The organism is Sphingobacterium psychroaquaticum, from assembly GCF_900177625.1.
Lineage (GTDB): Bacteria > Bacteroidota > Bacteroidia > Sphingobacteriales > Sphingobacteriaceae > Sphingobacterium > Sphingobacterium psychroaquaticum.
In genome coordinates, this window is the sequence record NZ_FXAU01000005.1 from 293,977 (window position 1) to 318,637 (window position 24,661).

Annotated in this window: 17 protein-coding genes and 1 riboswitch; of the genes, 14 read left to right on the forward strand and 3 right to left on the reverse strand. The window is 42.6% G+C overall.

Going from position 1 to position 24,661, the window contains the following annotated elements:
• The first annotated feature begins 149 nt into the window (after window positions 1-149).
• Genes B9Y69_RS14160 through B9Y69_RS14215 form a run of 12 tightly spaced genes read left to right on the forward strand, consistent with a single transcriptional unit; the run spans window position 150 to window position 15,744 of the window.
• Entirely contained in the window at window positions 150-1,166 is a 1,017-nt protein-coding gene (locus tag B9Y69_RS14160; RefSeq protein WP_085473629.1) for a phosphodiester glycosidase family protein, read from the forward strand.
• 3 nt (window positions 1,167-1,169) lie between these two features.
• Window positions 1,170-3,026, forward strand: coding sequence for an FAD-dependent oxidoreductase (locus B9Y69_RS14165; protein WP_085473630.1), 1,857 nt, complete (start codon window positions 1,170-1,172; stop codon window positions 3,024-3,026).
• Window positions 3,027-3,064: 38 nt separating this feature from the next.
• Window positions 3,065-6,202, forward strand: coding sequence for a SusC/RagA family TonB-linked outer membrane protein (locus tag B9Y69_RS14170; protein WP_085473631.1), 3,138 nt, complete (start codon window positions 3,065-3,067; stop codon window positions 6,200-6,202).
• Between the two features lie 18 nt (window positions 6,203-6,220).
• Complete coding sequence (locus tag B9Y69_RS14175; RefSeq protein ID WP_085473632.1) at window positions 6,221-7,798, forward strand: RagB/SusD family nutrient uptake outer membrane protein; 1,578 nt, start codon at window positions 6,221-6,223, stop codon at window positions 7,796-7,798.
• Window positions 7,799-7,809: 11 nt separating this feature from the next.
• Entirely contained in the window at window positions 7,810-8,739 is a 930-nt protein-coding gene (locus tag B9Y69_RS14180) for a DUF5017 domain-containing protein (RefSeq protein WP_159451853.1), read from the forward strand.
• A gap of 1 nt (window position 8,740) precedes the next feature.
• Window positions 8,741-9,937, forward strand: a complete 1,197-nt coding sequence (locus B9Y69_RS14185) for a copper amine oxidase (protein ID WP_085473634.1) — start codon at window positions 8,741-8,743, stop codon at window positions 9,935-9,937.
• 4 nt (window positions 9,938-9,941) lie between these two features.
• Complete coding sequence (locus B9Y69_RS14190) at window positions 9,942-10,823, forward strand: hypothetical protein (RefSeq protein ID WP_085473635.1); 882 nt, start codon at window positions 9,942-9,944, stop codon at window positions 10,821-10,823.
• Entirely contained in the window at window positions 10,807-12,234 is a 1,428-nt protein-coding gene (locus tag B9Y69_RS14195) for a DUF5009 domain-containing protein (RefSeq protein ID WP_085473636.1), read from the forward strand. Before B9Y69_RS14190 ends, B9Y69_RS14195 begins: the two co-directional genes overlap by 17 nt.
• 33 nt (window positions 12,235-12,267) lie before the next feature.
• The gene (locus tag B9Y69_RS14200) at window positions 12,268-12,951 is read left to right on the forward strand and encodes a GDSL-type esterase/lipase family protein (protein ID WP_085473637.1); all 684 of its coding nucleotides are present in this window, start codon (window positions 12,268-12,270) and stop codon (window positions 12,949-12,951) included.
• 1 nt (window position 12,952) lies between these two features.
• Window positions 12,953-13,633: a GDSL-type esterase/lipase family protein gene (locus tag B9Y69_RS14205; RefSeq protein WP_085473638.1), complete on the forward strand. Its 681-nt coding sequence runs from the start codon at window positions 12,953-12,955 to the stop codon at window positions 13,631-13,633.
• Window positions 13,634-14,569 carry a DUF4434 domain-containing protein gene (locus B9Y69_RS14210; RefSeq protein WP_085473639.1) on the forward strand — a complete coding sequence of 312 codons (936 nt, stop codon included), beginning with the start codon at window positions 13,634-13,636 and terminating at the stop codon, window positions 14,567-14,569.
• Window positions 14,570-14,577: 8 nt separating this feature from the next.
• A complete protein-coding gene (locus tag B9Y69_RS14215; protein WP_085473640.1) occupies window positions 14,578-15,744 on the forward strand; it encodes a n-acyl-d-glucosamine 2-epimerase in 1,167 nt (388 codons plus the stop codon).
• A 44-nt stretch (window positions 15,745-15,788) separates the two neighbouring features.
• Here B9Y69_RS14215 and B9Y69_RS14220 read toward each other — a convergent pair whose 3' ends face one another.
• The 3 genes from B9Y69_RS14220 to B9Y69_RS14230 all read right to left on the reverse strand — a co-directional run bounded on the left by B9Y69_RS14220 (window position 15,789) and on the right by B9Y69_RS14230 (window position 18,104).
• Window positions 15,789-16,745 (reverse strand): methylenetetrahydrofolate reductase, encoded by a 957-nt coding sequence (locus tag B9Y69_RS14220; RefSeq protein ID WP_085473641.1) that lies wholly within the window; start codon window positions 16,743-16,745, stop codon window positions 15,789-15,791.
• Window positions 16,746-16,796: 51 nt separating this feature from the next.
• A riboswitch (SAM riboswitch) is annotated at window positions 16,797-16,900 on the reverse strand.
• 47 nt (window positions 16,901-16,947) lie between these two features.
• Window positions 16,948-17,478, reverse strand: a complete 531-nt coding sequence (gene rimM / locus B9Y69_RS14225; RefSeq protein ID WP_085473642.1) for a ribosome maturation factor RimM — start codon at window positions 17,476-17,478, stop codon at window positions 16,948-16,950.
• Between the two features lie 80 nt (window positions 17,479-17,558).
• A complete protein-coding gene (locus tag B9Y69_RS14230) occupies window positions 17,559-18,104 on the reverse strand; it encodes a 30S ribosomal protein S16 (protein ID WP_085473643.1) in 546 nt (181 codons plus the stop codon).
• A gap of 273 nt (window positions 18,105-18,377) precedes the next feature.
• Here B9Y69_RS14230 and B9Y69_RS14235 point away from each other — a divergent pair, with 273 nt between their 5' ends.
• Window positions 18,378-21,767, forward strand: coding sequence for a UvrD-helicase domain-containing protein (locus B9Y69_RS14235; protein WP_085473644.1), 3,390 nt, complete (start codon window positions 18,378-18,380; stop codon window positions 21,765-21,767).
• An 11-nt stretch (window positions 21,768-21,778) separates the two neighbouring features.
• Window positions 21,779-24,637, forward strand: coding sequence for a PD-(D/E)XK nuclease family protein (locus B9Y69_RS14240; RefSeq protein WP_159451854.1), 2,859 nt, complete (start codon window positions 21,779-21,781; stop codon window positions 24,635-24,637).
• Window positions 24,638-24,661: the final 24 nt, after the last annotated feature.

Genomic DNA, 24,661 nt, shown 5'->3' on the forward strand with positions numbered 1-24,661 from the left:
TTTATTTCTTATCTCCCCACATACGGAAAGAAGTTAATTAATAAATTAACCTAACCATAACTCTATTTTTAAAAAAAATTAAAATTAAATTGATTGTTTGGTATTTTTTTTCTTATTTAGCGTCAGTGTAAACCATAATTGCCTCTATCATGATACGTAAACTTTCTAAAGTATTCTTTCTTCTCGGCTTGGTCGCCCTAGTCGGCTGTCAGAAAAAGAATGAAGTTGGCCTTTACTCCATCTATCAACTTGATAAATATAAACAGGAAAAACCGCTGATAAAATTGCCTGCTGAATGGGAAAAGCAGGCCGGTTTGATGACGGCATTTCCAAAAGGAATCGAAGTCTATCGCAGTACGAAGAACATCAATAGCAAAGGTACAAATCTCTTCCTCGTCGTTTTTAATCCACGATTGGGGATCGATCTTAAGCCTGTATTATCAACAAGTGCTAAGACGCCATCGACTTTCTTTTCGGAGGAAACCGGCGATGTATACGCCGCCATTAACGCTGGATTTTTTACTTCGACAACGAGCTTAAGTCATGTGCAGTTTAATAATACAGTTAGTTCGGTCAATGTACGTAGTTTAACCCGGGCCTTGAGTGGGGTCAATACCACATACTATCCTACGCGTGCCGCATTCGGTTTAAGTAAAGATTTTAAGCCACAAGTTTCATGGGTGTATAGTGTTGGTACCGGCAATGGTGTGTTATACAGTTATCCTACGCCAAGTCCAAATGAAGAAGGAAAACCTGCTCAAGCGGTGCCGAGTGCTACATTTCCACAAGGAGGTGCTATATGGGATGTAGCTACTGTAATTGGTGGTTCACCCATGTTGGTAAAGGATTCTGTCATAAATATCAGCGCGACAAATGAAATGATAGCGGTGGATAATACCTCATCGAGAGCACGTTCTGCTATTGGCTATTTATCGAATGGAAATATTGTTTTGCTCGCGGCGGAAGGAGGAAATGCTCCAACAGCACCAGGTTTAACCCTGAAGGAAGTGGCTGACATTATGTTGGAAGCTGGCTGTAAAGGGGCTATCAATCTCGACGGCGGAGGCTCCTCGGCCATGACCGTAAATGGAGCGCAAACCATTAAACCATCAGATACGGCGGGTGAGCGTCGTGTAATAAGCGCATTGATCGTAAAGAAAAGATAAAACATGAAATATATTTTAGGCTTATTAGTACTATTTTCTAGTTTCCATGCTGCGACAGCACAACTAAAGACAGATGTCGTTATTGTTGGTGGAGGTGCTAGTGGAACAACGGCGGCGATCCAGGTCGCAAGATTAGGGGTAAAGACAGTTGTTTTAGAAGAAACCTCCTGGCTCGGTGGTATGTTGACCGCGGCTGGAGTTTCTGCTATCGATGGCAACCACAGGTTGCCGGCAGGTTTGTGGGGAGAATTTCGTGCACATCTTTACAAACATTACGGTGGAGCCAAAGCGGTGGAAACAGGTTGGGTAAGTAACACGCTCTTTGAGCCCGCGGTCGGCAACAGGATCTTAAAGGAGATGGTTGCGGCCGAAAGTAATATTCAGGTTATTTATGAGACGGCTTGGCAGAAAGTCCAAAAAACAGCGGATGGCTGGTTGGTGGAAACAAAGAATAAGAATGGAAAATCTACGACCGTAGCAGCCAAAGTTCTTATTGATGCGACAGAGCTTGGTGATGTTATGGCTTATCTTCAGGTTCCCTATTATTTAGGAATGGACAGTAAGTCATTGACCAATGAGCCTTTTGCATTGGCGCAGGGTAATGATATTGTGCAGGATTTGACTTATGTCGTAACATTGAAAGATTTTGGTAAAGGAGCGGATAAGACTATTGCGAAGCCAGCTAATTATAATAAAGATGAGTTTGCCGGCTCTTGTGATGTTGCCGACCCGGCAACCTTTGATAAAGACAACAACGATTGCTTCAGGATGCTGACTTATGGACGTCTTCCGAACAATAAGTTTATGATCAACTGGCCAAAAAAGGGGAATGATATTTATTTAAATATTGTCGAGAAAAGTAGGGAAGAGCGTCAAAAAATGCTGGTTGATGCCAAGCAAATGACACTTCGTTTTGTCTATTACATTCAGAATGAGTTAGGTTTCAAAAACCTCGGTATAGATTATGATGAGTACCCGACAAAAGATGGTTTTCCGATGATTCCATATCACCGTGAATCGCGTCGGTTAAAAGCGAAATCATTATTTGCTTTGCAACATGTGATGACGCCTTATGACACACCGGAAGCTTACTACCGGACAGGGGTTGTTGTGGGCGATTATACCATTGATCATCACCACTACAAGTATGGAAATGCACCTGAAATCGATTTTGTGAAGATTCGTGTACCATCGTACAATGTGCCAATGGGTTCATTGATTCCTGCTGACTTTGAAGGATTAATCGTTTCGGAAAAGAGTATTGGGGTAACCAATATTGTAAATGGTGCAACGCGACTTCAGCCCGTGGTGCTGGGTATTGGTCAGGCGGTAGGGACTATTGCTGGAATCGCGGTGAAAAAAGGAAAACTACCTTCACAAGTTTCTATTCGTGAAGTGCAAGAGAGTTTGCTAGATAACAAAGCATTGATTATGCCTTTTATTGATGTGCTTCCCGGAGATTCACACTTTAAGGCGATGCAAAAAATAGGTGCTACAGGTATTCTGAGGGGCACTGGTATTCCCTATAGATGGGCTAATCAAACATGGTTTTATCCTGAACGCGAAGTGAGTCAATATGAACTGATGCAGGGACTTCGTACCTACTATCCGGTATTGAATACCAATTGGAATGCCTCTGGCGAAGCATTGACTGTAAAAGGGCTTCAAGATATTTTGAAAGCGATTCAAAAGGAAGTTTCTCTCGCAGAAATCCGTGCCATATTGACAACGGCTGGTTTCAAACCTACGATAGAGGAGCAGACAGTGATCAATCGAAGATGGACCTCGGTTCTTCTGGATCAGCTTGTTAAACCATTTGAAAGAGAAGTTGATTATGACGGTTCGTTAAAAACGAATTAATACGATACAATTATTACACACCTAAATTAAATACAGCGATGCTTAGATTTACACCTTGGATTTATCTAAACTTATGCATTCTTTTTGTAGCTTTTTCTATTCCGGCAGCCTACGCACAACAGCTTGAGGTAAGTGGAAAAGTTACCAATTTGCGAGGTGAGCCTCTCGAAGCGGTAACGGTAAAAGTTGTGGGGATAGGAACTGCAGCACAAACCAGTAAGACGGGAACATTTAAAATTAATGTGAAGTCTCTAAATGAAAAATTATCCTTTGTTTACCTCGGACATGAGGCGACTGAAATTAGCCTGAATGGACAGTCAAAAATTGATGTGCGACTGAAAGAATCAAGCTCTTCCTTGGAAGATGTGGTTGTTATCGGCTATGGGGAACAAAAGCGGTCGGACTTGACCGGTGCTGTGGGGAGCGTGAAAATGGGGGATCTACAAAAAGCACCTGTAAAATCATTCGACGAAGCACTAGCTGGCCGGGTGGCCGGGGTTCAGGTAACCTCTTCAGAGGGACAGCCAGGCTCTAATATCGATATTGTAATTCGTGGTGTCGGATCGATCACCCAAAATACGGGTCCTTTGTATGTCATTGATGGTATGCCCGTTGAAAATCCAAACGATGGAAATGCTGCTGCAAACCCAATAAATGCACTGGATCCAGCAGATATTGAATCTATTGATATCTTAAAGGATGCTTCAGCGACAGCAATCTATGGTGCACGAGGCGGAAATGGTGTGGTTATTATACAAACTAAACGCGGTGCTTTGTCGGCTCCTCGGATTGGCTATAATACCTATTATGGGTTTCAAAATAGTGCGAAGAGACAGAAGGTGTTGAATCCATATGAGTTTGTGAAGTTACAGTGGGATATTGATCCCATCCGTACTAAAGGTCTTTACCTGCAAGGTGGAGAGGTAGATATGGAAGACTATAAACTACTGGACGGTATAAACTGGGAAGATCAGGTTATGCGTGTAGCACCCATGTCTAATCACCACCTTTCTTTAACAGGTGGAACAGCACAGACTAAATATAGCGCTTCCTTATCCCGTATTAATCAAGAAGGTATTATTCTAAATTCTGGATTTAATAGAACACAAGGTCGTATGACCTTAGATCAGCAAGTCAATAAGAAGCTGAAATTAGGGCTTGATGCGAACTACTCAAATTATAAAAACTACGGTACGCCTACCTCAGCGTCTGGTTACAACCATGAGCTGAACTTGTTATTTAGTGTATGGGCTTTTAGACCGGTCTCGGTAACGAATGTAAACCTGTTGGAAGAAGGTTTAGATCCTGAAATTGAGCAATCCCAAGAGCATCGTTTTAATCCGATTATGACCACACAGAATGAGTTGCGTGAGAATTATGGAACAACCTTTACAGTGAATGGATACGGTGAATATGAGATTATTAAAAATTTAAAATACAAACTTTCCGGAACCTATTATAAAGGAAACAGACGCTACGATACGTACAATGGATCGAACTCCAGAACGGGGCATGAATTTACGAATTCACAGTTAAATGGTTCCCGGAGCTTTATCGAATCGGATCGTTGGTATGTATCGAACCAATTGACATACGTAAAGACCATTGCGAAGAAACATTATATCAATGCGATGGCTGCTTTTACAGCGGAGCGTGCAACCAGCATGACTTTTGGTGCTTCGGCTATCCGTTTGCAAAACGAGAATTTAGGTTTATCCGGATTGGATGAAGGGGAACCGAGCAGTATTACTTCCGCAACTTCCGCGGCTAGTATGGCGAGTTTCATGGCGCGTGCGATGTATTCTTACGACTCTCGCTATTTAATTACGTTGACCAATCGCGTAGATGGTTCATCACGTCTATTGGGCGATAATATTTATGGATTTTTCCCGTCTGTTGCCGGTGCATGGCGCATCAACAACGAGCCGTTTATGAAAGATGTAACATGGCTATCGAACGCGAAGTTGCGTACCTCTTGGGGACGTACAGGTAATAACGCGGTCGGTAATTTTGCCGCACATGCCGCGCTAAACAGTTTAAATACCTCGGGATATACTTTCGGCGGTAGTTTGATTCGCGGTGTTATCCCTACGTCGCTCGGAAACGCAGCCTTGAAATGGGAAGCGTCAGAACAGATCGACCTTGGATTGGATCTCGGGTTCTTCAATGAACGATTAACTTTAGTGCTAGATCTATACCGTAAGAAAAGTCATGACTTATTGATGAACGCAGGACTATCTCCTTCGACAGGGTACTCTTCTGCGATCAAGAATATTGGTAAAATCCAAAACGACGGATTAGAGATCACCCTTGGTTTTGTGCCGATCAAAAAGGCGTTTACTTGGACATCAGATTTTAACATCTCTTTCAACAAAAATAAGGTATTAGCACTCGTTGACAACCAGACGTCACGCCTGACAGCGATGGGATGGGGTGATGATTGGAGAACCATACCTGGATACGTCGCGAAAATTGGTAGTCCAGTGTCGCAGTTTTATGGTTTGTTGTGGGATGGGGTGTACCAGTACGACGATTTCGACTTTGACGGCTCAACCTATACCTTGAAGCCGACTATTACGACCAACGGAACGACGACTGTACAACCAGGACATATCAAATATAAAGACCTAAACGGTGACCGTCAGATCAACGACGATGATAAGGTGGTTATCGGGAATCCATTGCCGAAGCATTTTGGTGGTTGGTCGAATAATTTTATGTACAAGAACTTTGATTTAAACGTGTTCTTGCAGTGGTCTTACGGGAATGAAGTAATGAACGCAAACCGGATTATTATGGAATCGGGTTATAAATATAATACGAACCAGTTTGCGAGTTACCAAGACCGTTGGTCGCCAACAAATACAACGGGTACACTTCCGGCGGCAAAAGGAGTAATCTATAAAACCTATTCGGATCGTGTTATTGAAGATGCTTCTTTCTTGCGTTTGAAGACCGTTGCTTTTGGTTATAATGTTCCTACAGAGTACTTGAGTAAATTGAAGATTGCAAAAGTTCGTGTTTATTTCTCGGCACAAAACTTACACACCTGGACAAACTACTCGGGTTATGATCCAGAAGTATCCGTGCGGAACTCTGCATTAACAACTGGTTTTGACTACTCAGCGTATCCGAGAGCGAAGACCTATACGTTTGGTTTAAATGTTACATTTTAACATCTGAAAGAAGGAACAATGAAAAAAATACTTATAAATAGCCTCTTAGGAACCATGCTTTTGTTTGGCTCTTGTGATAAATTTTTAAAAGAAAACCCGACTGATTTTGTCGCTCCATCAAACTATTACCGTAACGAGAAAGAAGTCCTTTCTGCTCTTTCTGGAGTGTATGATGTATTGGGCAAGTCGGCTACCTATGGTCGCTATCTATTCTTTGAAATGGATATGAGTGACCAGGGCTTCTTTGCCCTGTCGAGTAACACCCAAGATATCGCATTGTACAACTACGATATTGGTGATACTAAATTATTAAATACCTGGTCGACCCTGTACGACGGTATTAACCGTGCGAACATGTTGTTGGAAAATATCGATAAAGCCGATATGCCTGCAGCGACAAAAGAAGTATGTCGCGGTGAAGCACTGTTTTTACGTGCTTACTATTATTTTGTGTTGACTTCAAATTGGGGATCTGTGCCGTTGCGATTACAGTCAACCAAAACTCCAAGTGAAGTGGATATGGCACCTGCTCCCTTAACGGATATTTATAAACAGATTGTGTCCGATATGGAAACGGCTTCGGAAAAGGTGGCGGCTATCGGAACATATACGCATGCCGGACGCATCACTAAATCTGCGGTATGGGGCGTGTTGGCACGTGTTAACCTGAAAATGGCTGGCGCACCATTAAAAGATGCTTCTCGCTTTGCGGAAGCCAAAAGATGGGCAGGTATGGTGATTGATTTAGGCTATCACCGCTTGAACGCAGACTATAGTCAAGTGTTTAAGAATCATGCGCAAAAGGTTTATGATGTAAAAGAGTCGATCTGGGAAGTAGAGTTTTCTTATATCTCAGGTTCGCAGTATGAGGAAGGAAGTGTCGGGTCGATCAACGGTATTGGTACCGCAAATACAGCGATCGGTTACAGCTATGGGGCACAAAAAATCATGAAATCTTATTATGATCTTTTCCAGACAGGCGATGAGCGTCGTGATTGGAATATTAATGATTACTATTATGAAAACAGCCCAAGCACAGGTAAGATTTTCTATACCGGTAGCGCTGCTGCTATTTATTATAACCGTTGTGCAGCGAAATGGCGTCGCGAGTTTGAAAACTCGCCCGTAAAAAGTACCAATACATCGATTATTAACTTTCCGTTGTTGCGTTATGCTGATGTATTGTTGATGTATGCTGAAGCGGATAATGCCATGCCAGGAAATCGTAGCAGCCAGGCAGATGAGTATATTAATCAAGTTCGTAGAAGAGGATATGGTAAATTAAAGCCTGGTGCTACAAATATAAATGCAGCAGATTTACCAGCCGGTTTAGACGAGGTCGAGTTTCAGCAGGCGGTACAAGACGAGCGTTCCAAAGAGCTCGGTTTTGAAGGTATTCGGAGACATGATTTGGTTCGCTGGGGTATTTTCACGCAGACGATGAAGGGCTTGCTGGCGTATAAATCTTCTGCTAATGCAAGTTATCAATATGGTTTCCGAACGGCCGAAAATATTACGGATCGTGATACGGTGTATGCAATACCTAGGGACGAGATGACAGTCAACAAACTTATGAAACAGAATCCAGGATGGTAATAAAGTCTGTTATGATGATAAAAATATTTAAAAAAATCTTACCTGCTGCGCTATGTGTAGCAATGATAAGCGCGTCATGTCAACGCGATGAAGTGATTCTCCCTCAAGCGGACGTGAAGCCTGATAAAGCGGTGTATAAAGTTAATGATTCGGTCCGCTTTCAGTTTACGGGCGATGCAGACATGATCACCTTTTATTCGGGAGAGAAAGGTAAAGAATATAAACATCGTGAACGTGTGGAGCTGGAGGGGGGTGACCTTCGGGTAAATATTGAATCGCAGGTTCTTTATGGTATACAAAACGACAACTTAAAGCTTTTAGTGTCCACGGACTTCAATGGGAAGTATACGAAAGAAGATGTGGAGTCGGCAGCATGGACAGATATCAGCAATAGACTGACCTGGTGCGTTGCTGCAGGTGGAGCTGTTGGGGTACGTACGGTATCCGACTATGCGAGTATTAAAGATTTAGTGAAATCAGGACAACCTTTATACTTCGGTTTCAAATATAAAGGGTTGAAATCGACTTCGACGGCAGCACAACAGCGAACGTGGCGGATTTACCAGTTCAACGTACAGAATAAATTTTCTGAAACAGAAACTGTTCCTGTGACCAATAGAGTTGGTGCTGGTTGGACAACAGTAACGACACAGGCTTCTCCAAAAGGTATTTGGGTGTTTAATAACGCCGATATGATTTACTACAATCCGGAGAGTAACCTCGAAGAGGTCGAGAAATGGGCAATTTCCAAGCGTTTTGATCCCAATAAGGTAGCTCCTGATAACGGCCAGTCTATTAAGAAGTATCCCGATAACCGCATGAAAAGTTATGCTTATGCCTTTTCTAAACCGGGAGTATATGAAGTCACTTTCGTTTTCGTGAATGGAAACTATAAGGATGTAAAAGAAACAGTTAAGACCATACAAGTAACCGTAGAATAAGATGATAAAGAACGTTATAAAGGCAGCACTGTTGTGTGCTGTAATGGGATACACCCAAGAGTCGATGGCGCAATCTGTCGCTAATTACGCAAACACGCAGATACAACAGATTATTAAGCAAGGAAAGATAGGAAGCATTATTAAATTGGACGGCTTCTTACGGACTGATTTTCCTAAGATCGGCTTTACGCAACGCGTGATGCCTGGGCCACAATTTATTATTTCGGATGATCCGGAGTATATCCGAGTACCTGAAGCTATTGCTTTGCAAGAGGATGTTGTTCCCGGTGCTGTTCGCTTGTATGTGTACAACGTGAACGGAGTGAAGGAGCCACAAAAAATTACGCGTAAGATTACCGCTGTTATTAAGAACACGGGGAAAGAGGTAATGAGCATTCGTATGTTGAAATATTCTTCACAGAAGCCAAGTACTAATTATTTTGAAATCGGAAAGAAAGGATTAGAGGATTATTTTTCTTCGATTGTACAAAATGATGTGCGTAAAGTGCAACCGGGAGAAGTTATCGCTATCGATGAGCAGCTAGAAAAGAATGTTGTAGGATACGACGAGTTGGTACATGGTTTTTACGAATTTGTTGTAGATCAACCTGCACAGATTTCGGTATTGCAAACAGCTCCGGAAAACAGTGGGCCGAAAGCATTTGCGAACATCAAAAATATTATTCCACATAGCCATGGAAATGCAGGCAGAGGCTTGTTTGGTGTGTCCAATTATGCGGTGGCATCAAAAGATACATTGGATACCAAGAATGGAATTTCACAGCTAATTATTGCAGATGGTAACGATGATCCTTGGATCACTGGAACAATCGGCGCCGATAAGGCATATGCACGTAATGCAGGAAACTACGGCGTGCTATATAACACGAAGATAAAATGGAAAAGCACGGATGGTAAAGGATTGGCTTTGATTACGTGGAACTCACGTTCTGCGGATAACCAATGGTGTGGCGGTATGGGCTTAACGATGGAGCTTTTTGATAATAAAGGTAATAAAGTCGTTCGCCAATTGCCGAATAATGCCTTGATCACTAAGGCTGCGCCAGAAGCAATTCTTGTTGAAATCTATAAACCGGATCCAACCAAAGCTGTACAGGAGATTAATTTCACTTATTCGCCTCCGGGAGCATCCTGTTTGCCGACACCATTGATTCTTGTTCCAGTAGACTTGAAATAAGAACATGAAGTTAACCTATTTCTATTGTCTTGCTTTCCCGCTGTTGGGAATATTGGGTTGTGCGAAGCAACATAATGTGTCGCAAAAAGAGACCAAAGTGGAAGTGATTGGCGACTTCTTTCCGAATGAAGTTCGTCCGGTAGCCAGTAAGCCATGCTTTGCGGGGGCGTACTATAGGAAGCTTGTTTCGAGTGTCGATAACTGGGTTGGCATCAGTGGGACAGTGGTTTTACCACAGATAACATTTGATGAATCCCGGAAGAACCCGAAGAATACGAAGCAATATCTGGATAACCCTTCTGTTTACTTAGGCGGACTAATGGACGGTCAGGAGACGGATATCGGTTTAAGCTGGGAAGTGATCAAGGATAAGGATGGAAAAGTTTCCGAATCTAGGGTTGCATTTCGTCCTTTTTTGCGCCGTACGGGACATAAGTCGGGTCAGCAAGCTGTTTTTGTCAATGGTCCGGCGACGGCAGATTACTACTGGTATCCGGGAGAAGAGGTATTTATGCAGCTCGAAACAATCGGAGATGGTCTGGTGAAGTTTGTGATTAAAGGTGCAGGCAAGCGCTTTGAAACAACCTTCGAATGTGCGGGTTATTCTCTAAAAAATAAAGGGGAGTTTAAGCGTGTCAACGCTATTGACCAGATGGGAAATGAGGGGAAGCCTGTACAAGCGACTAAGACTGTGGTATCAAAAGGAAAGTGGTTACATACAGACTTACTACGTGTTCAGGACGGACAGGTGGTTAAGGCGCCTTTCCATGAAGGACGTTATACACCGATGAGCTGTCCGCAGCCACAGTTTTTCGCTATAGAGGCGGCTGCGAAAGAGAAACATAAAGGTGCCGAAACAATCAATATCAATGGAGCTGGTTACTAAAGAAACAACGATGGTTATCAAAAGAAACTACAGTATAGATTTGCTTCGCGGATTGGCTATTATTGGGATGGTACTTGCCGCTGTGGTGCCCTGGTTGGCCGACTGGCCGGGCTGGATGTACCATGCACAGGTAGGGCCGCCTGATTTTAAATTCAATCCCAATAATCCAGGAATTACTTGGGTCGACTTGGTATTTCCTTTCTTCCTTTTTGCAATGGGAGCTGCATTTCCGTTAGCGCTTCGCAATAAGTTGGAAAGCAAGCAGTACAAAGTAATGGTGACGGGCTTATTGAGACGGGGGCTGTTGTTGGTGTTTTTTGCGATTACGTTAGCATATTTTACGCCAGATAATCTAAAAGCAAATCCGCTTGTTAATTATATGACAGCGCTTGCTGTTTTTGCGAGCTATTTTTTGATTTTTTTACGCTTTGATGGCACACCGCTTAGACGTTACGGTCTTCAGGCGCTGGGATTCATATTGATTATCCTTCTCGGATACTATCACAGCGAAGTTCTTGGTCATACGTTTGATAAAGCGAAGAATAACATCATCATTCTTGTTTTGGCGAATATGGCTGTTTTCGGTTCTATTTGTTGGTTGCTCACTGCAAATAATTTTTTGTTGCGAACAGGTATCATTGTCGCCTTTATTGGAATTTGGTTTACGAAAGATATAGCAGGTAGTTGGACGGGAGCCTTATGGAACTTTCATCCCGAAATAAAATGGTTCTATAATTTTGCCTTTCTAAAATACTTATGTATTGTGTTGCCCGGGTCTATCCTAGGCGATCTTCTTATTACGCATCGCAGTGTAACCAATAATGCATTTACCGATGAAGAAAGGCCACGAGTCAGGCTCTTAGCGTTAATGGGTCTGGCATTCGTGTGCTTTCATGTGGTGACGCTCTATATGCGACTTTTAGAGGTTAATCTTATTGGTCATACCCTGTTCGGTGTTTTGTTCTTTTTGTTTTTTAGAAATAATGATAAAGGGCAATTTGGCTTCTATAAACTGTTGATCGCTTGGGGCTATACTTTGGCTACTATTGCTTTGTTCTTTGAACCACTGGATGGAGGTATTAAAAAGGATCCTTCGTCGTTCAGTTACTGGTTCTTGACAAGTGGTTTGGCTTTTGTTTTTTATATCGTATGCGATTACCTAACGAAGGTCTTTCCTAATAATTTACTTGTGTCTAGTATCGTGAAGAATGGTCAGAATCCGATGATTGCGTATTGTGTATCTGCTTTTTGCATCACACCAATCTTAGGTTTATTGCATATTCTTCCTGTGTTTGATTATTTATCAGGAATAGACCCTGCGCTCGGTTTAGTGCGTACCGTGGTGTATATGCTCCTGATGATTATTATTACGAATTACGCTACAACCAAACGGTGGTTTTGGCGCTCCTAATGACCGGATTCTGTTAATTAATTAAGCAAATAAATGAGAATTAAATATGTTGTTTTAGCATTGATCTCCTTTGCTTTTGGGCATACCAAAGCACAGCAAACGAGTGTGGTGGATAGTAATTACATCTTCTCCGGTTATACCGAGAAGATGGAGCTTTTTAATAAGATGCCCGTTTTGAAAGGCGCCGTCGTGTTCTTGGGAAACAGCTTGACAGATGCAGGGCGGTGGAATGATATTATCCCCAATCAACCTGTTTTAAACCGAGGTATTAGTGGCGACATCTCTTTTGGTGTTTTAGCAAGACTGGATGAAGTTTTGCGTCATCAGCCGAAAAAAATATTCCTGATGATCGGCGTGAATGACTTGAAACGTGGGGTGCCAACGGCAGTGATTGCTAAGAATTATCAACGGATAGCAGCAAGGATCCATCAGCAATCGCCAAAGACGAAGCTCTATTTGAATAGTATTATGCCAATAAATCCGAATAAGCTTATCGAGTCATTTAAAGCGGTAACCAATGCGGATATAGCCACTTTGAATGTTGCTCTAAGAGCAATGGCGGGAGAAAATAAGTGGATTCATTTTGTCGATCTGCATGAGGTCGTGGCAGATAAGGACGGCAATCTAAGGGCGGAGATTACACCAGATGGGATACATCTGGAAGTTGCTGCTTATGTAGAGTTGGTGGATTATCTAAAAAAAGTAAAAGCGTTGTAAGATGAGAAAGCTGTTGGTTTTATGTGCTTTATTATCCTTTATTGGAACAAGGGCACAAGATAAATTGAAGTTGTCGGCAGATAGTGGTTACCATAATTGGTATTATGAATCGCGAGAGAAGTTGTATCAAGGATTAAAAGACAGAAGCTATGATGTGGTGTTTTTTGGTAACAGTATTACCGAACGTGGGCCGTGGCAAGAATTGATCGGTCGAAAATATAAGGTTGGAAACCGCGGTATCGGTGGGGATAATACATTTGGTATGAAAGCGCGGATCGCTGATGTTGCGAAATTAAAACCCAAAAAGATATTCTTAATGATGGGGATTAACGATGTCGGCCGCGGTTTACCTACGGCGTGGAGTTTAAAAAATTATGAGGAGGTGATCCAAACGATTCAACAGATTAGCCCTCGGACAAAAATATATGTGCAGAGTACGTTGCCCTTAAACGAGAAGGTATTGAAATATGACTACCTGTTCCATAAGGAAGCAATGGTACGCGCCTTGAATGATGGTGTTTTGAAATTAGCACAACGCTATAAGTTAACATATGTGGACGTAAAAGAAGTGTTGGCCGACGACCATGTGCTAAAAGCAGACTATACGATGGATGGTATTCATATCAATACAGATGGATACTTGGTTTGGGTTAAATATCTAAAAGACAAAAAATATTTATAAATGAAGATTACGGGAACTTTTTTGGATGAGATAAGTCACGATATCCCACATCAAAACTGGGGACGTGCGGAATGGGATCGTGATTTTGGGTATATGAAGGCTGTTGGTATTGATACCGTGATTCTTATCCGGAGTGGATATCGCCGCTTTATTACATATCCTTCGCCGTGGTTACAGGATAATTTAGGCTGTTACGAGCCACCGGCAGACTTGGTGGAGATGTTTTTGCAATTGGCTGAGAAGCATGGCATGAAGTTCTTCTTCGGCCTATATGATAGCGGGAAGTATTGGGATACCGGTGATATGCAACACGAGATTGATGCCAATCGTTATGTGATTGATGAGGTATGGCAGAAGTATGGTAAATACAGCAGCTTTGGGGGGTGGTACTTGAGTATGGAAATTAGCCGACAAACCAAAGGTGCGGCTAGTGCTTTTCGGATCTTAGGTGAGCAATGTAAGGCGGTGAGCAACAACTTGCCTACTTTTATTTCCCCATGGATCGATGGTAAGAAAGCCGTGATGGCAGCCAATGCGAGCCTGACAAAAACGGATGTCGTTTCTATACAGGAACATGAGCGTGAGTGGAATGAGATTTTCCACGAGATTCATCATGCCATTGATGCGGTAGCCTTTCAAGATGGGCATATTGATTACCATGAATTAGAAGATTTCTTTACCGTCAATAAGAAGCTTGCGGATACTTATGGGCTGCAATGTTGGACCAACGCAGAGTCTTTTGATCGCGATATGCCGATTAAGTTCCTTCCGATAAAATTTGAAAAATTAAGGCTGAAGCTAGAAGCGGCACGAAAAGCAGGATATGATAAAGCGATTACATTTGAATTTTCGCATTTCATGAGCCCACAGTCGGCCTACTTACAAGCAGGCCATTTATATAATCGATATAAAGAATATTTAGAAACGTTGATTTAAAATTGAAGATGACGGAATTTGTTGATAAATACAGAAATGAGCTGTTGCTTAACGTGATGCCCTTTTGGGAGAAGAATTCGGTTGACCACCAATTTGGTGGTTTTTTCTCATGCCTAGACCGTGATGGAACTGTATTTGATACCGATAAATTTATGTGGTTACAGGGTCGTCAGATATGGACATTGTCGACGCTATATAACCAAGTGGAGGAGAATCCTGTATGGCGTGATATGGCTGAGCAGGGGGCTAAATTTATCCTAAAGAACGGTCGTGATGCAGAAGGAGATTGGTATTTCTCCTTAGATAGGGCGGGAAATCCTTTGGTGCAACCGTATAACATTTTTTCGGATTGCTTTGCCAGTATGGGGCTTGCTGCGTTGTATAAAGCGACAGGTAAAGAGGAGTATGGCAAGGTTGCGGAAGATACATTTAACCGCATTTTGGAGCGGCAGCATAATCCGAAAGGAAAATATAGCAAAGCTTACCCTGGCACAAGAAATCTGAAAGGTTTCGCTTTGCCGATGATCCTGAGCAACCTTTCGTTAGAATTGGAGCATATTGTAGGTAGCGCCACGGTAGAAACGCTAATCGACGAGGTTATTCATGAAGTAATGGAGGTATTTTACCAACCAGAAACCGGTTTGATTATGGAAAGCGTAAACCTTGATGGATCTTTTTCTGATACGTTTGACGGACGCTTGGTGAACCCGGGGCACACGATTGAAGCCATGTGGTTTATGATGGATTTGGCTGAAAGAAGATCGGATAAGGCATTGATGACGAAATGCGTCGATATTGCATTGCGTGCACTGGAGTATGGTTGGGATGAGCAATATGGCGGTATCTTCTATTTTAAAGATATCTTAAACAAACCCTTATTACAGTTGGAGTGGGATCAGAAACTATGGTGGGTTCATTTGGAGGCTTTAGTCTGTATGGCAAAAGGATGGGCATATACGGGCGACCCCCGTTGCAAAGAATGGTTTGAGAAGTTGGATAGCTATAGCTTCCAGCACTTCGCTGATCCAGAGTTTGGAGAATGGTATGGATACTTGAACCGTCAAGGAGAACCTTTGTTGACACTTAAAGGTGGTAAGTGGAAGGGATGCTTCCATGTACCACGTGCTTTGCTGAAGGTTTATAAAACAATGGAAACGATCCCGGTTTATAAATAGCAAATAAAAAACTCCTGATGAACATCGGGAGTTTTTTATTTGTATTACGCTAAGCGCTCTACAATTTTTTTCGTTGGTCCGGGATTACTCATGGTATAAAAGTGCAATACCGGTGCGCCAAATTCAATCAATTCTTTACACTGTTGTACCAACCAGTCCTCACCTACTTGACGAACATCAGCGTTTGTTTTGCAGCTTTCCACCGCTTCACTCAGTTCTTCTGGGATATCCAAGTGAAAGATTTTCGGTAAAGCAATCAATTGTTTTTTTGTGGTGAGTGGTTTTAGTCCCGGAATGATGGGTACATGAATATCATTATCACGACATTTCGTCACAAACTCTTTGTATTTATCTACGTTGTAGAACATTTGGGTTACGATGAACTCTGCCCCCATCTCTACTTTCTTCTTCAGCCATTTGAAATCGGTATTGAAGTTCGGCGCTTCAAAGTGTTTCTCCGGGTAGCCGGCAACGCCAATACAAAAGTCTGTTTTCGCAGAGCTTTCGATATCTTCGTGTAAATATTTTCCTTCGTTCATATCGACAACCTGCTGTAGGAGGTCCGTAGCAAAGGCATGTCCACCCGGGGTTGGAATAAAATCGGCATCCCCTTTACGGGCATCACCACGTAGGACCAATACATTGTCTATCCCCAAAAAGTTGAGGTCGATCAGGGCATTTTCAGTTTCTTCTTTGGTAAATCCTCCGCAGATTAAGTGCGGCACAGCATCTACCTTATACTTACTCATAATAGCCGCGCAAATAGCCACCGTTCCTGGTCGCTTTCTGTAGGCTACACGCTCCAGAAGGCCACTGTCATGTTGTTTGTACAGGTAATCTTCCCGATGGTAGGTAACATCAATAAAAGGAGGTTTGAATTCCATAAGTTCATCCATCGTCTTAAAAATGCTTTGTATTCCCTGCCCTTTTGCGGGAGGCAATAGCTCAAAAGAAAAGGATGTCTTGCCCTTGGCGTTCTTGATATGATCAACAATCTTCATAGTAATCGATTTAGGCTTAGGAGAAAACGCACAGGGATATTGTGTTTCTTCAGCTTATCTTTCCCGGGCTAAACCGAGTAGAATGTAGCACCTTGACCAGTGTCAGGTTGCTAAGGCTTCAGCGGGTCTATTCCCTCTGCCTTTCTCTATAAGCGGTTGCTAATATCGGTAATAGAAGTGAGAACTAAAAATAAAAAGGCCGTTATTCTTCCCCGCGATATAAATCGACTAGCCCTTCCGGTAATTCTACTTCCAGAACTTGCTCTTCGGCATCGATACCTAAGATTAGATCGTCATTCAATGGAAAAAGCAATTCCTGTCCGTTGAAATCTACAGAGGCCATAAACTGTTGAGGAAGCTCTTGTACCTGTGTAATTTCACCAAGTTCTCCTTCATTTTCGTCAATGACAAGATACCCGATCAAGTCGGTATAGCGGAAATCATCCGGGTCACGCTCTGGCATCTTGTCGTTTGGGAGGTATACTTTCTTTTTGACAATGGCCTGCGCCTTATCAATATGGTCTACATCCTCAAGGTTTAGGTATGCGGTACTATTTTTTTGTAGTTTGATGGTGTCGACAAAATAAGGAACCAATTTTTTATTGACTTCTACGAAAAGTACATCAAACTCCAAATCCATGTAATCTTCAAATTCAAAAAAAAGTTGTACTTCACCCTTTAATCCACGGGTTTTCGTGATATAGCCGATATAAAAACTCTGTTCAATTGTCATAATGCAAAGGTACGTAGATAAAATAAAAAAAAGCCGATTCCTTGCGGATTCGGCCTTCTTGAATCTGTATGAATAGTGAATTATCCTTCAGTTTCTTCTGTGTTTTCAGCACCTTCAGTTACCTCAGGAGCTTCTACAACTTCTTCTTCTGCTACTTCTTCAGCAACAGGCGCGTTTTTAGCAGCGATTGCCGCAGCTCTGTCCGCTTTTTTCTTTGCTTCAGCAGCTAAAGCAGCTTTCTTAGTTTCTTCTTTAGAAGATGCTAAACCAGCTTTTTTACCAGCTACTTGTGCGTTTTTGCCTTCTACCCAAGCAGCGAATAATTCTTCTGCTTTAGCTTCGTCAAAAGCACCTTTTTTCACACCACCTTGTAAGTGTTTCTTGTAAAGAACACCTTCCTCAGAAAGGAGCGTACGTGCTGTGTCAGTTGGCTGTGCACCTGTGTTTAACCAGTTCAAAGCTTTCTCGAAATCCAAGATAATTGTCGCTGGGTTTGTGTTTGGGTTGTAAGAACCGATACGCTCGATAAACTTACCATCACGTGGTGCACGTGAATCTGCTACTACTACGTGGTAAAAAGGTTTTCCTTTTTTACCGTGTCTTTGCAATCTGATTTTAGTTGCCATGTTTTATTTAATTTATGTATTCAACATATCCCCCGTGCTTTATTGCAAGAGGGGACACAAAGATAAGAATATTTTTTTCCTTTTCCTTTTTTAATTTTTACTTTCATCTTGATACCCTGATACTTTCCTGCCTCGCTTTCTACGAACGACCTTCTCTTTTCTATATTTTTAATTTTGCCCCATCCATGTAATCTGGTCCTCATTCTACTCGTTACTCGCTACTTTGTACGTTTTCCTTTCTACTTTTTCCTTTTTAATCTTTACTTTCATCACATGAACGCTGTTGCTCCACTCAAAATATTAAAAGCTTCGGCAGGCTCCGGGAAAACCTTTAGTCTGACCCTGCATTATATCACGTTGTTATTGATGCAGGAAAATAGCTACAGAGAGATTTTAGCGGTAACCTTTACGAATAAGGCGACAGCCGAGATGAAGGAGCGCGTGCTATCGGTGTTACAAGGGTTGGCTACAGGTGACCAGCGTCGTAAGGTGGATGCCTTTCGGATGCTTCTGCTGGAGCAACAACCCACGTGGACTCCACAGTTAATACAAGAAAAGGCCTATCGGGTGTTTCGAAAAATCATACATGATTACGGGCATTTTACGATTAGTACCATTGATGGCTTCTCCCAGAAGGTGATCCGTAGCTTTACGTACGAGCTGAATCTTGATGCGGGGTATAAGATTGAGATGAACAGTAATAAGGTAAAACAGGATCTTACTGTTATGTTGAACCAGTTACTGGATGAGCGCCCTGATCTGTTGGAGTGGATTATCGCTTATGCGGAGAAGAAAATTGATAGCAATGAAAATTGGAATTATCGTCAACAACTACTCAGTCTAGCGGGATTAATATTTACCGAAAATTTCCAGGAGTTCAATGCACATTTGAGTACGGCCGATGCCCGACACGTGTTCAATCTGCTCAATACGGAGGTGCACGAGAAAACACAAACCTTTCTAGAAGCTCTGCGGTCAGCCATTCTCCTGTTTTCGGCGACGATCAAAACTTCAGGTGTTGTGGCGGATGATTTGAAAGGTAAATCGCGCAACAAGCTGTTTTCGGCAAGCAAGACCGATCCAGAGGTGAGCAAACTATCGGCGACTGAACTGGCAAAAATATTTGATAAATACTTAAAGTTATCCGATGACGAGGATGCCTTTACTGGAGCGGATAAAAGTGTGCGGTATGATCTACAGCAGCTGCTAGCGCCCGTGTTGCGGCAATTTGAAGAACTGTATCAGTTCTTTCCAACCTTTATTGCTTATCAGTCTGTACAAGGAAACCTCTATTACTTGCGTTTGCTGAAGGAGATGAGCGACCTCCTCACGCAGTGGCGTAGAGAAAATGGGGCGCAACTGATTTCAGATGCGCAGATGTTACTGAGTAAGCTGGGACTCGATGAAAATAACGACCCCACCTTTATCTGGGAAAAGATCGGCAACCGATACAACTATTTCCTGTTTGATGAGTTTCAGGACACCTCACGAATCCAGTGGAAAAATTACAGTCCGTTGCTCATCAATGCCCTCGGTAATGCACGTCAGGAGTTCCACGAACACCTTATCGTAGGCGATGTAAAGCAAAGTATTTACCGGTGGCGGAATGGTGATTGGCGCATCCTCCTGCAGCAAGTAGAACAACAGGTTTCGGATGCTTTTCATCTGAATGAAACGAATCGGAGTACTTTCATCGAAAATGGTACCCTAGACACCAATTACAGAAGTCTGCCTCGAATTATTGCACTGAATAATTATTTGTTTAGCGCCATGCCGCAACGTCTTCAAGAGGTGCTGAATGAAAAAGTTCGGGAGAGTCTTCCCCCGGAGGAATGGGATTGGTGGGAAACATCGGGTAACGATCGGATGCTAATCAAAGCATATGAAAATAGTCAGCAGGAAGTGCCAGCGCATAAACAAGGCGCTGATCACCCGCAAGGTGCGATTGAAATTCAATATTTACCAGTTGAAGATGGCCGATATCGTCGTAACCAGGTGATGGAAGAATCCTTACGTTTGATGTCCGAAAAAGTAGGCGAGTGGATATCTACGGGGCGCTATGAACCGCGGCAAATTGGGATATTAGTTCGCAGTAATACACAAGCGAAACAAGTGATCCAACAGCTGATGGCTTACAAAAATGAGAGTGGGATAGCTTTTGAGGTGATTTCGGGCGATGCGTTGTCTCTGGTTGGTAATGATGCTGTTTTATTGCTGATTGAGACGCTTAAGGCGCTAGTTTACCAGTCGGATAAACACATTATTCACCGTGCCCGAATGGTCTATCTCTATCAACTCATTCAATCGGGGCATACATTTGATACCTCCTTTTGGTTGGAATTTAAAACGAACAACCTCCAAGATGTAGCGTCTCTCTTGCCAGCAGGATTGTTAGCTCAATGGTCTGTGTTGCAAAAGCTACCGTTGATCCATTTGGTAGAGAAGCTGATTGAGGCTTACGGGTTGATCGGCGAGGGGAGTTTGCATCTGCCTTATATTTTGGCTTTTAAAGATATGGTGAGCACTTTCTCCCAAAGTGGTGAACGTGGGATATCTCAGTTTTTGACCTTTTGGGAAGAGGATGGTGTGCATGTGAGCCTTCCTGCAGATGGCAAAGTCAATGCGATAGAGGTGACGACGATCCATAAATCTAAAGGATTGGCATACGAGGTGGTGATGATTCCTTTTTGTGCCTGGGATCTGGATGGAATGATAAATGGTGACTTTTGGATCGATGTGCAAGGGAGCCCCTTTGAGCAGTTGGGGAAAATACCGTTAAAGTATACAGGAAGCGTCGGACAGTCTATCTTTTATAAGCAGTATTTTGAAGAGATGTTGTTTAATTACATGGATGCATTAAATACATTTTATGTTGCGATGACACGTGCTGTAGCACACCTATATATCACGGCGCCACTATTTAAGGAAACTGTCGATAAGAAAACCGGTATAGTATCAGGCTATGATATCAAGAACGATTATATAAGCGACCTGTTGTACCAGGTGCTAGATAATAATGGGCAGGGAGAGTTTAGTTTGTCGGAGGGACAGTTGCTCTTGGAAGAGGTTGTCCCCCAAGAAAAGGATGTAAAGTTGGATGAACAGGCCGAAACAGGAGAATCCCGTATCCATCACTACCCGGTTAGTTTAAAGGATTATCCGATTTCGGTGGAGTTACAAAAGGCTTTTGATAAATCAACGAAGCGTACGATCAATAATATTCTGCAATTAGAAAAAGCGGCGCAGTATGGTATACTGGCGCATGAGATTATGTCGGAGGTGAGTAGACAGGAAGAGGTCCTTGGTTTGGTTGATCGCTATATTGAGGAAGGGGTGCTGGCGCTAGAGGATCGTCCTTTTATATTGCATGAGATCCAGCAGATCTGGGAACATCCTGTTGTGAGTAATTGGCTAGGTGGAGATTATAAGATATGGAACGAGGCCAGTATTATTTTGGAGAATGGGGAGACTATACGTCCGGATAAGGTTTTTACATCGGCGAGAGAGACTATTGTCCTCGATTTTAAATTTACTCAGGGCGATTATGCGGAACACAAATGGCAGGTCGATAATTATATGAAGGCGTTAAAGAATCTCGGTTATATGAATGTGAAGGGATTTTTGTACTACGCAAAGAGCAATCAGTTGGTGGAGGTCATTTAAGTATGGGAACAATGGAAGAAAGGAAACCGTTTTTACGTCAGGTAGCCGAAGATATACAGGCACGATTTGGAAATGACCTAGCGGACATCGCTATTGTCTTTAATAATAAACGACCTATTACATACTTGAAAAAGCATCTCTCTGAGGTGTATGGTAAAGCAATATGGTCTCCACAATTTTTTACAATCCAAGAATTTGTCGGACAATCTTCTTCCTCAGCTGATGCATCGGCCTTGAGTCAGTTTTTTTACTTGTATGAACTGCATAATGAGCTGCTCGTAAAAGAAGGGGCGGAGCCTGAAACCTTAGAAGAGTTTTATCCGATTGCGGAAATTATTCTGGCCGATTTTGGTCAACTAGATTATGAACTGGTGGACATTGATCAGATCTATATGGAGCTGTATGATACCACAAAGATCGATATTGCATTTCAGCATTTGACGGAACAGCAACAGGTATTCATTCGTCAGTTTTGGCAGTCATTTAGTATAGGAGGACATACCGGTATCCAGGAGCGGTTCTTAAAACTATGGCGACGGATGCCGCTTCTATATCGTGCGTTGAAGGAGAAACTAAAAGAGCTGGGGCAGCGCAATTACCCAACCTTATACCGTAATCTCGCAGAGGGGAAAGCAGAGAATGGGCGTTTTGTCGAGCGATATAAAAAACTTGTTTTTGTAGGCTTCAATGCCTTGAGTAAAGCGGAAGCACGATTATTTAAGCAGTGGCAAGAGGAAGGCCGAGCACTTTTTTATTTTGATGCGGACGCCTATTATATGACGGATACGCAGCAGGAAGCCGGTCTTTTTATTCGAAGAAATGTACAGGGAATTGGCTTACAACATGCGCTTGGTGAGTTTTCGGATACTATTGGAAAGCGTAAAGATACAATTGCTGTGTATGCCGCTTCCGGAAACATTAGTCAAACAAAGTTGTTGCACGATGTTCTTCAGGATTGTGAAAAAGAGGATAAAACCTCCGCTATTCTGCTTGCTGATGAAAGTCTATTGGTGCCGTTGTTGCAAAGTTTGCCGGCTGTGGTTCCGAACATTACAACCGGATACCCGTTAACGCAATCCCCTATCTTTGGTCTAATCGATTTATGGCTCGATGTGCAAAAAGATATTGCGCATCTGAAAAGAACAAAGGTTCCTTTTCAGTATGTGGAGACGTTTATCAGCCACCCTTTGACACGGTTAGATCCCGAAGAGCGAGCCGGATTGTTTAAGGATCTAACGGATAAGCAGCTTTTTGAAGTGAGCTTGGAGCATATTACGATTAAAAGCAGCGTGCTGCCAAACTTTTTTAAACCGGTAAGGAGTGCGGTGGAGTTATTGCCGGCTTTGGTACACGTTTTGGATACATTATTGGTGGCTATTGCAGCGCAGGACCGAATGAGCCAAATCGATAGTAATCTGTTGGTCGAAACCAAGAAAGTGCTTAACCAGTTACGGCTTGGGTTAGATAAAATTGCAGCAACGTCGATCAGTTTTCAAATTGGGTTAATCCGCAAAGCGATTGCCCCCGTTAATTCGGCCATTGAGGGAGATCCTTTGCAAGGTTTACAAATTATGGGGCTTTTGGAAAGTCGATGTCTAAATTTTGATAAGGTGTATATCCTCGGGGCCAATGAAGGGGTGTTACCAAAGACATCTAATGCAGCGACGTTTTTACCCAATAATTTAAGGCGAGCATACGATCTACCGATCTTGGAAAATCAAGACGCATTATCCGCCTATCTTTTTTATCGTCATTTCCAGTTTAGTGAAGATATCCATATTTTTTATAATGGCTTAGTCAACGAAAGTAGTTCCGGGGAGGAGAGTCGTTTTGTTAAACAGTTGATGTTTGAAAGTCAGCTGCAGTTTGACATCTTTCGACAGCAACAACCGATTGGTTTTCAGGAACCGAACGAGCCGCTCGTTATTCCAAAGGAAGGAGCTGTTTGGATGCAGCTATATGATGCTTTTATCACAAAGAAGAAAAGCATATCGGCAACGGCGTTGACCACTTATTTGCAATCACCTTTGCAGTTTTTTCTAAAGCATGTTGCGGAGATAAAAGAACCACCAACACTAACGCAAGAGTTTGAGATGAACAAGCTGGGGACTGTTATCCATAATGTGATGGAAACAATCTTTACGCCATATAAGGGAACCGACAAGTTTGTATCTACCACGATCCTTTCGAGTAAGCTTCCGGAGGTAGATGCTTTGGTGATACGTGAGATTTCAGCGCTTTATCAAACGGAATTTACGGCTTTAACTGACCTCAATAGTATGCAGCACTTGATGTATAAAATTGCTACAGCATATGTGAGGATGTATCTGCAATATGATATGGATAAATATCAGGCCTTTCGAATTGTGGAGCTGGAAAATGATACAGATTATACGTTGGAGTTTCCGATTCAGGTTAATGGGAAAGAAGAGCGGGTGAAGCTGTATGGTATTATTGACCGTGTGGATGAGGTATTGACGGCCGATGGCGAGGTGATTACACGGATTGTGGATTATAAAACGGGAGGCGATACAGTTTCTTTTAAAGATTTGGAAAAGGTGTTTGCGGCGAACACGGAGAATAAGGCATTGGTGCAAACGTTGTTTTATGCGTATGTATTCGAGGAAAAGACAGGCCGTAAAGGCTTGGAGCCTCACTTGTATGTGGCGCGTAAAATGCGGGAGGAAGGAACATTGTTTAATGGTAAAGGGATGGTGTTAACGGATGCCTATCTAGCGGAGGTGAAGACTATGTTTGTTTCGTTCTTGCAGCAAACGCTCGAGGAGATTTTTGATCCGGAAGTGCCGTTTCAACATAATCCAGATGCTGTTGTCTATCCGTCGGATCCGTATACGTTGTTTTATCGGTAATAGGTTTGAAGAGAGCTTGTAGCT

What these genes read in the sequence shown, in the direction of transcription:
- B9Y69_RS14195 (WP_085473636.1), top strand. Translation starts at nt 10,807, where the DNA reads ATGGAGCTGGTTACTAAAGAAACAACGATGGTTATCAAAAGAAACTAC.
- B9Y69_RS14200 (WP_085473637.1), top strand. Translation starts at nt 12,268, where the DNA reads ATGAGAATTAAATATGTTGTTTTAGCATTGATCTCCTTTGCTTTTGGG.
- B9Y69_RS14160 (WP_085473629.1), top strand. Translation starts at nt 150, where the DNA reads ATGATACGTAAACTTTCTAAAGTATTCTTTCTTCTCGGCTTGGTCGCC.
- B9Y69_RS14235 (WP_085473644.1), top strand. Translation starts at nt 18,378, where the DNA reads ATGAACGCTGTTGCTCCACTCAAAATATTAAAAGCTTCGGCAGGCTCC.
- B9Y69_RS14210 (WP_085473639.1), top strand. Translation starts at nt 13,634, where the DNA reads ATGAAGATTACGGGAACTTTTTTGGATGAGATAAGTCACGATATCCCA.
- rimM (WP_085473642.1), bottom strand. Translation starts at nt 17,478, where the DNA reads ATGACAATTGAACAGAGTTTTTATATCGGCTATATCACGAAAACCCGT.
- B9Y69_RS14215 (WP_085473640.1), top strand. Translation starts at nt 14,578, where the DNA reads ATGACGGAATTTGTTGATAAATACAGAAATGAGCTGTTGCTTAACGTG.
- B9Y69_RS14240 (WP_159451854.1), top strand. Translation starts at nt 21,779, where the DNA reads ATGGAAGAAAGGAAACCGTTTTTACGTCAGGTAGCCGAAGATATACAG.
- B9Y69_RS14170 (WP_085473631.1), top strand. Translation starts at nt 3,065, where the DNA reads ATGCTTAGATTTACACCTTGGATTTATCTAAACTTATGCATTCTTTTT.
- B9Y69_RS14220 (WP_085473641.1), bottom strand. Translation starts at nt 16,745, where the DNA reads ATGAAGATTGTTGATCATATCAAGAACGCCAAGGGCAAGACATCCTTT.
- B9Y69_RS14180 (WP_159451853.1), top strand. Translation starts at nt 7,810, where the DNA reads ATGATGATAAAAATATTTAAAAAAATCTTACCTGCTGCGCTATGTGTA.
- B9Y69_RS14205 (WP_085473638.1), top strand. Translation starts at nt 12,953, where the DNA reads ATGAGAAAGCTGTTGGTTTTATGTGCTTTATTATCCTTTATTGGAACA.
- B9Y69_RS14175 (WP_085473632.1), top strand. Translation starts at nt 6,221, where the DNA reads ATGAAAAAAATACTTATAAATAGCCTCTTAGGAACCATGCTTTTGTTT.
- B9Y69_RS14165 (WP_085473630.1), top strand. Translation starts at nt 1,170, where the DNA reads ATGAAATATATTTTAGGCTTATTAGTACTATTTTCTAGTTTCCATGCT.
- B9Y69_RS14190 (WP_085473635.1), top strand. Translation starts at nt 9,942, where the DNA reads ATGAAGTTAACCTATTTCTATTGTCTTGCTTTCCCGCTGTTGGGAATA.
- B9Y69_RS14230 (WP_085473643.1), bottom strand. Translation starts at nt 18,104, where the DNA reads ATGGCAACTAAAATCAGATTGCAAAGACACGGTAAAAAAGGAAAACCT.
- B9Y69_RS14185 (WP_085473634.1), top strand. Translation starts at nt 8,741, where the DNA reads ATGATAAAGAACGTTATAAAGGCAGCACTGTTGTGTGCTGTAATGGGA.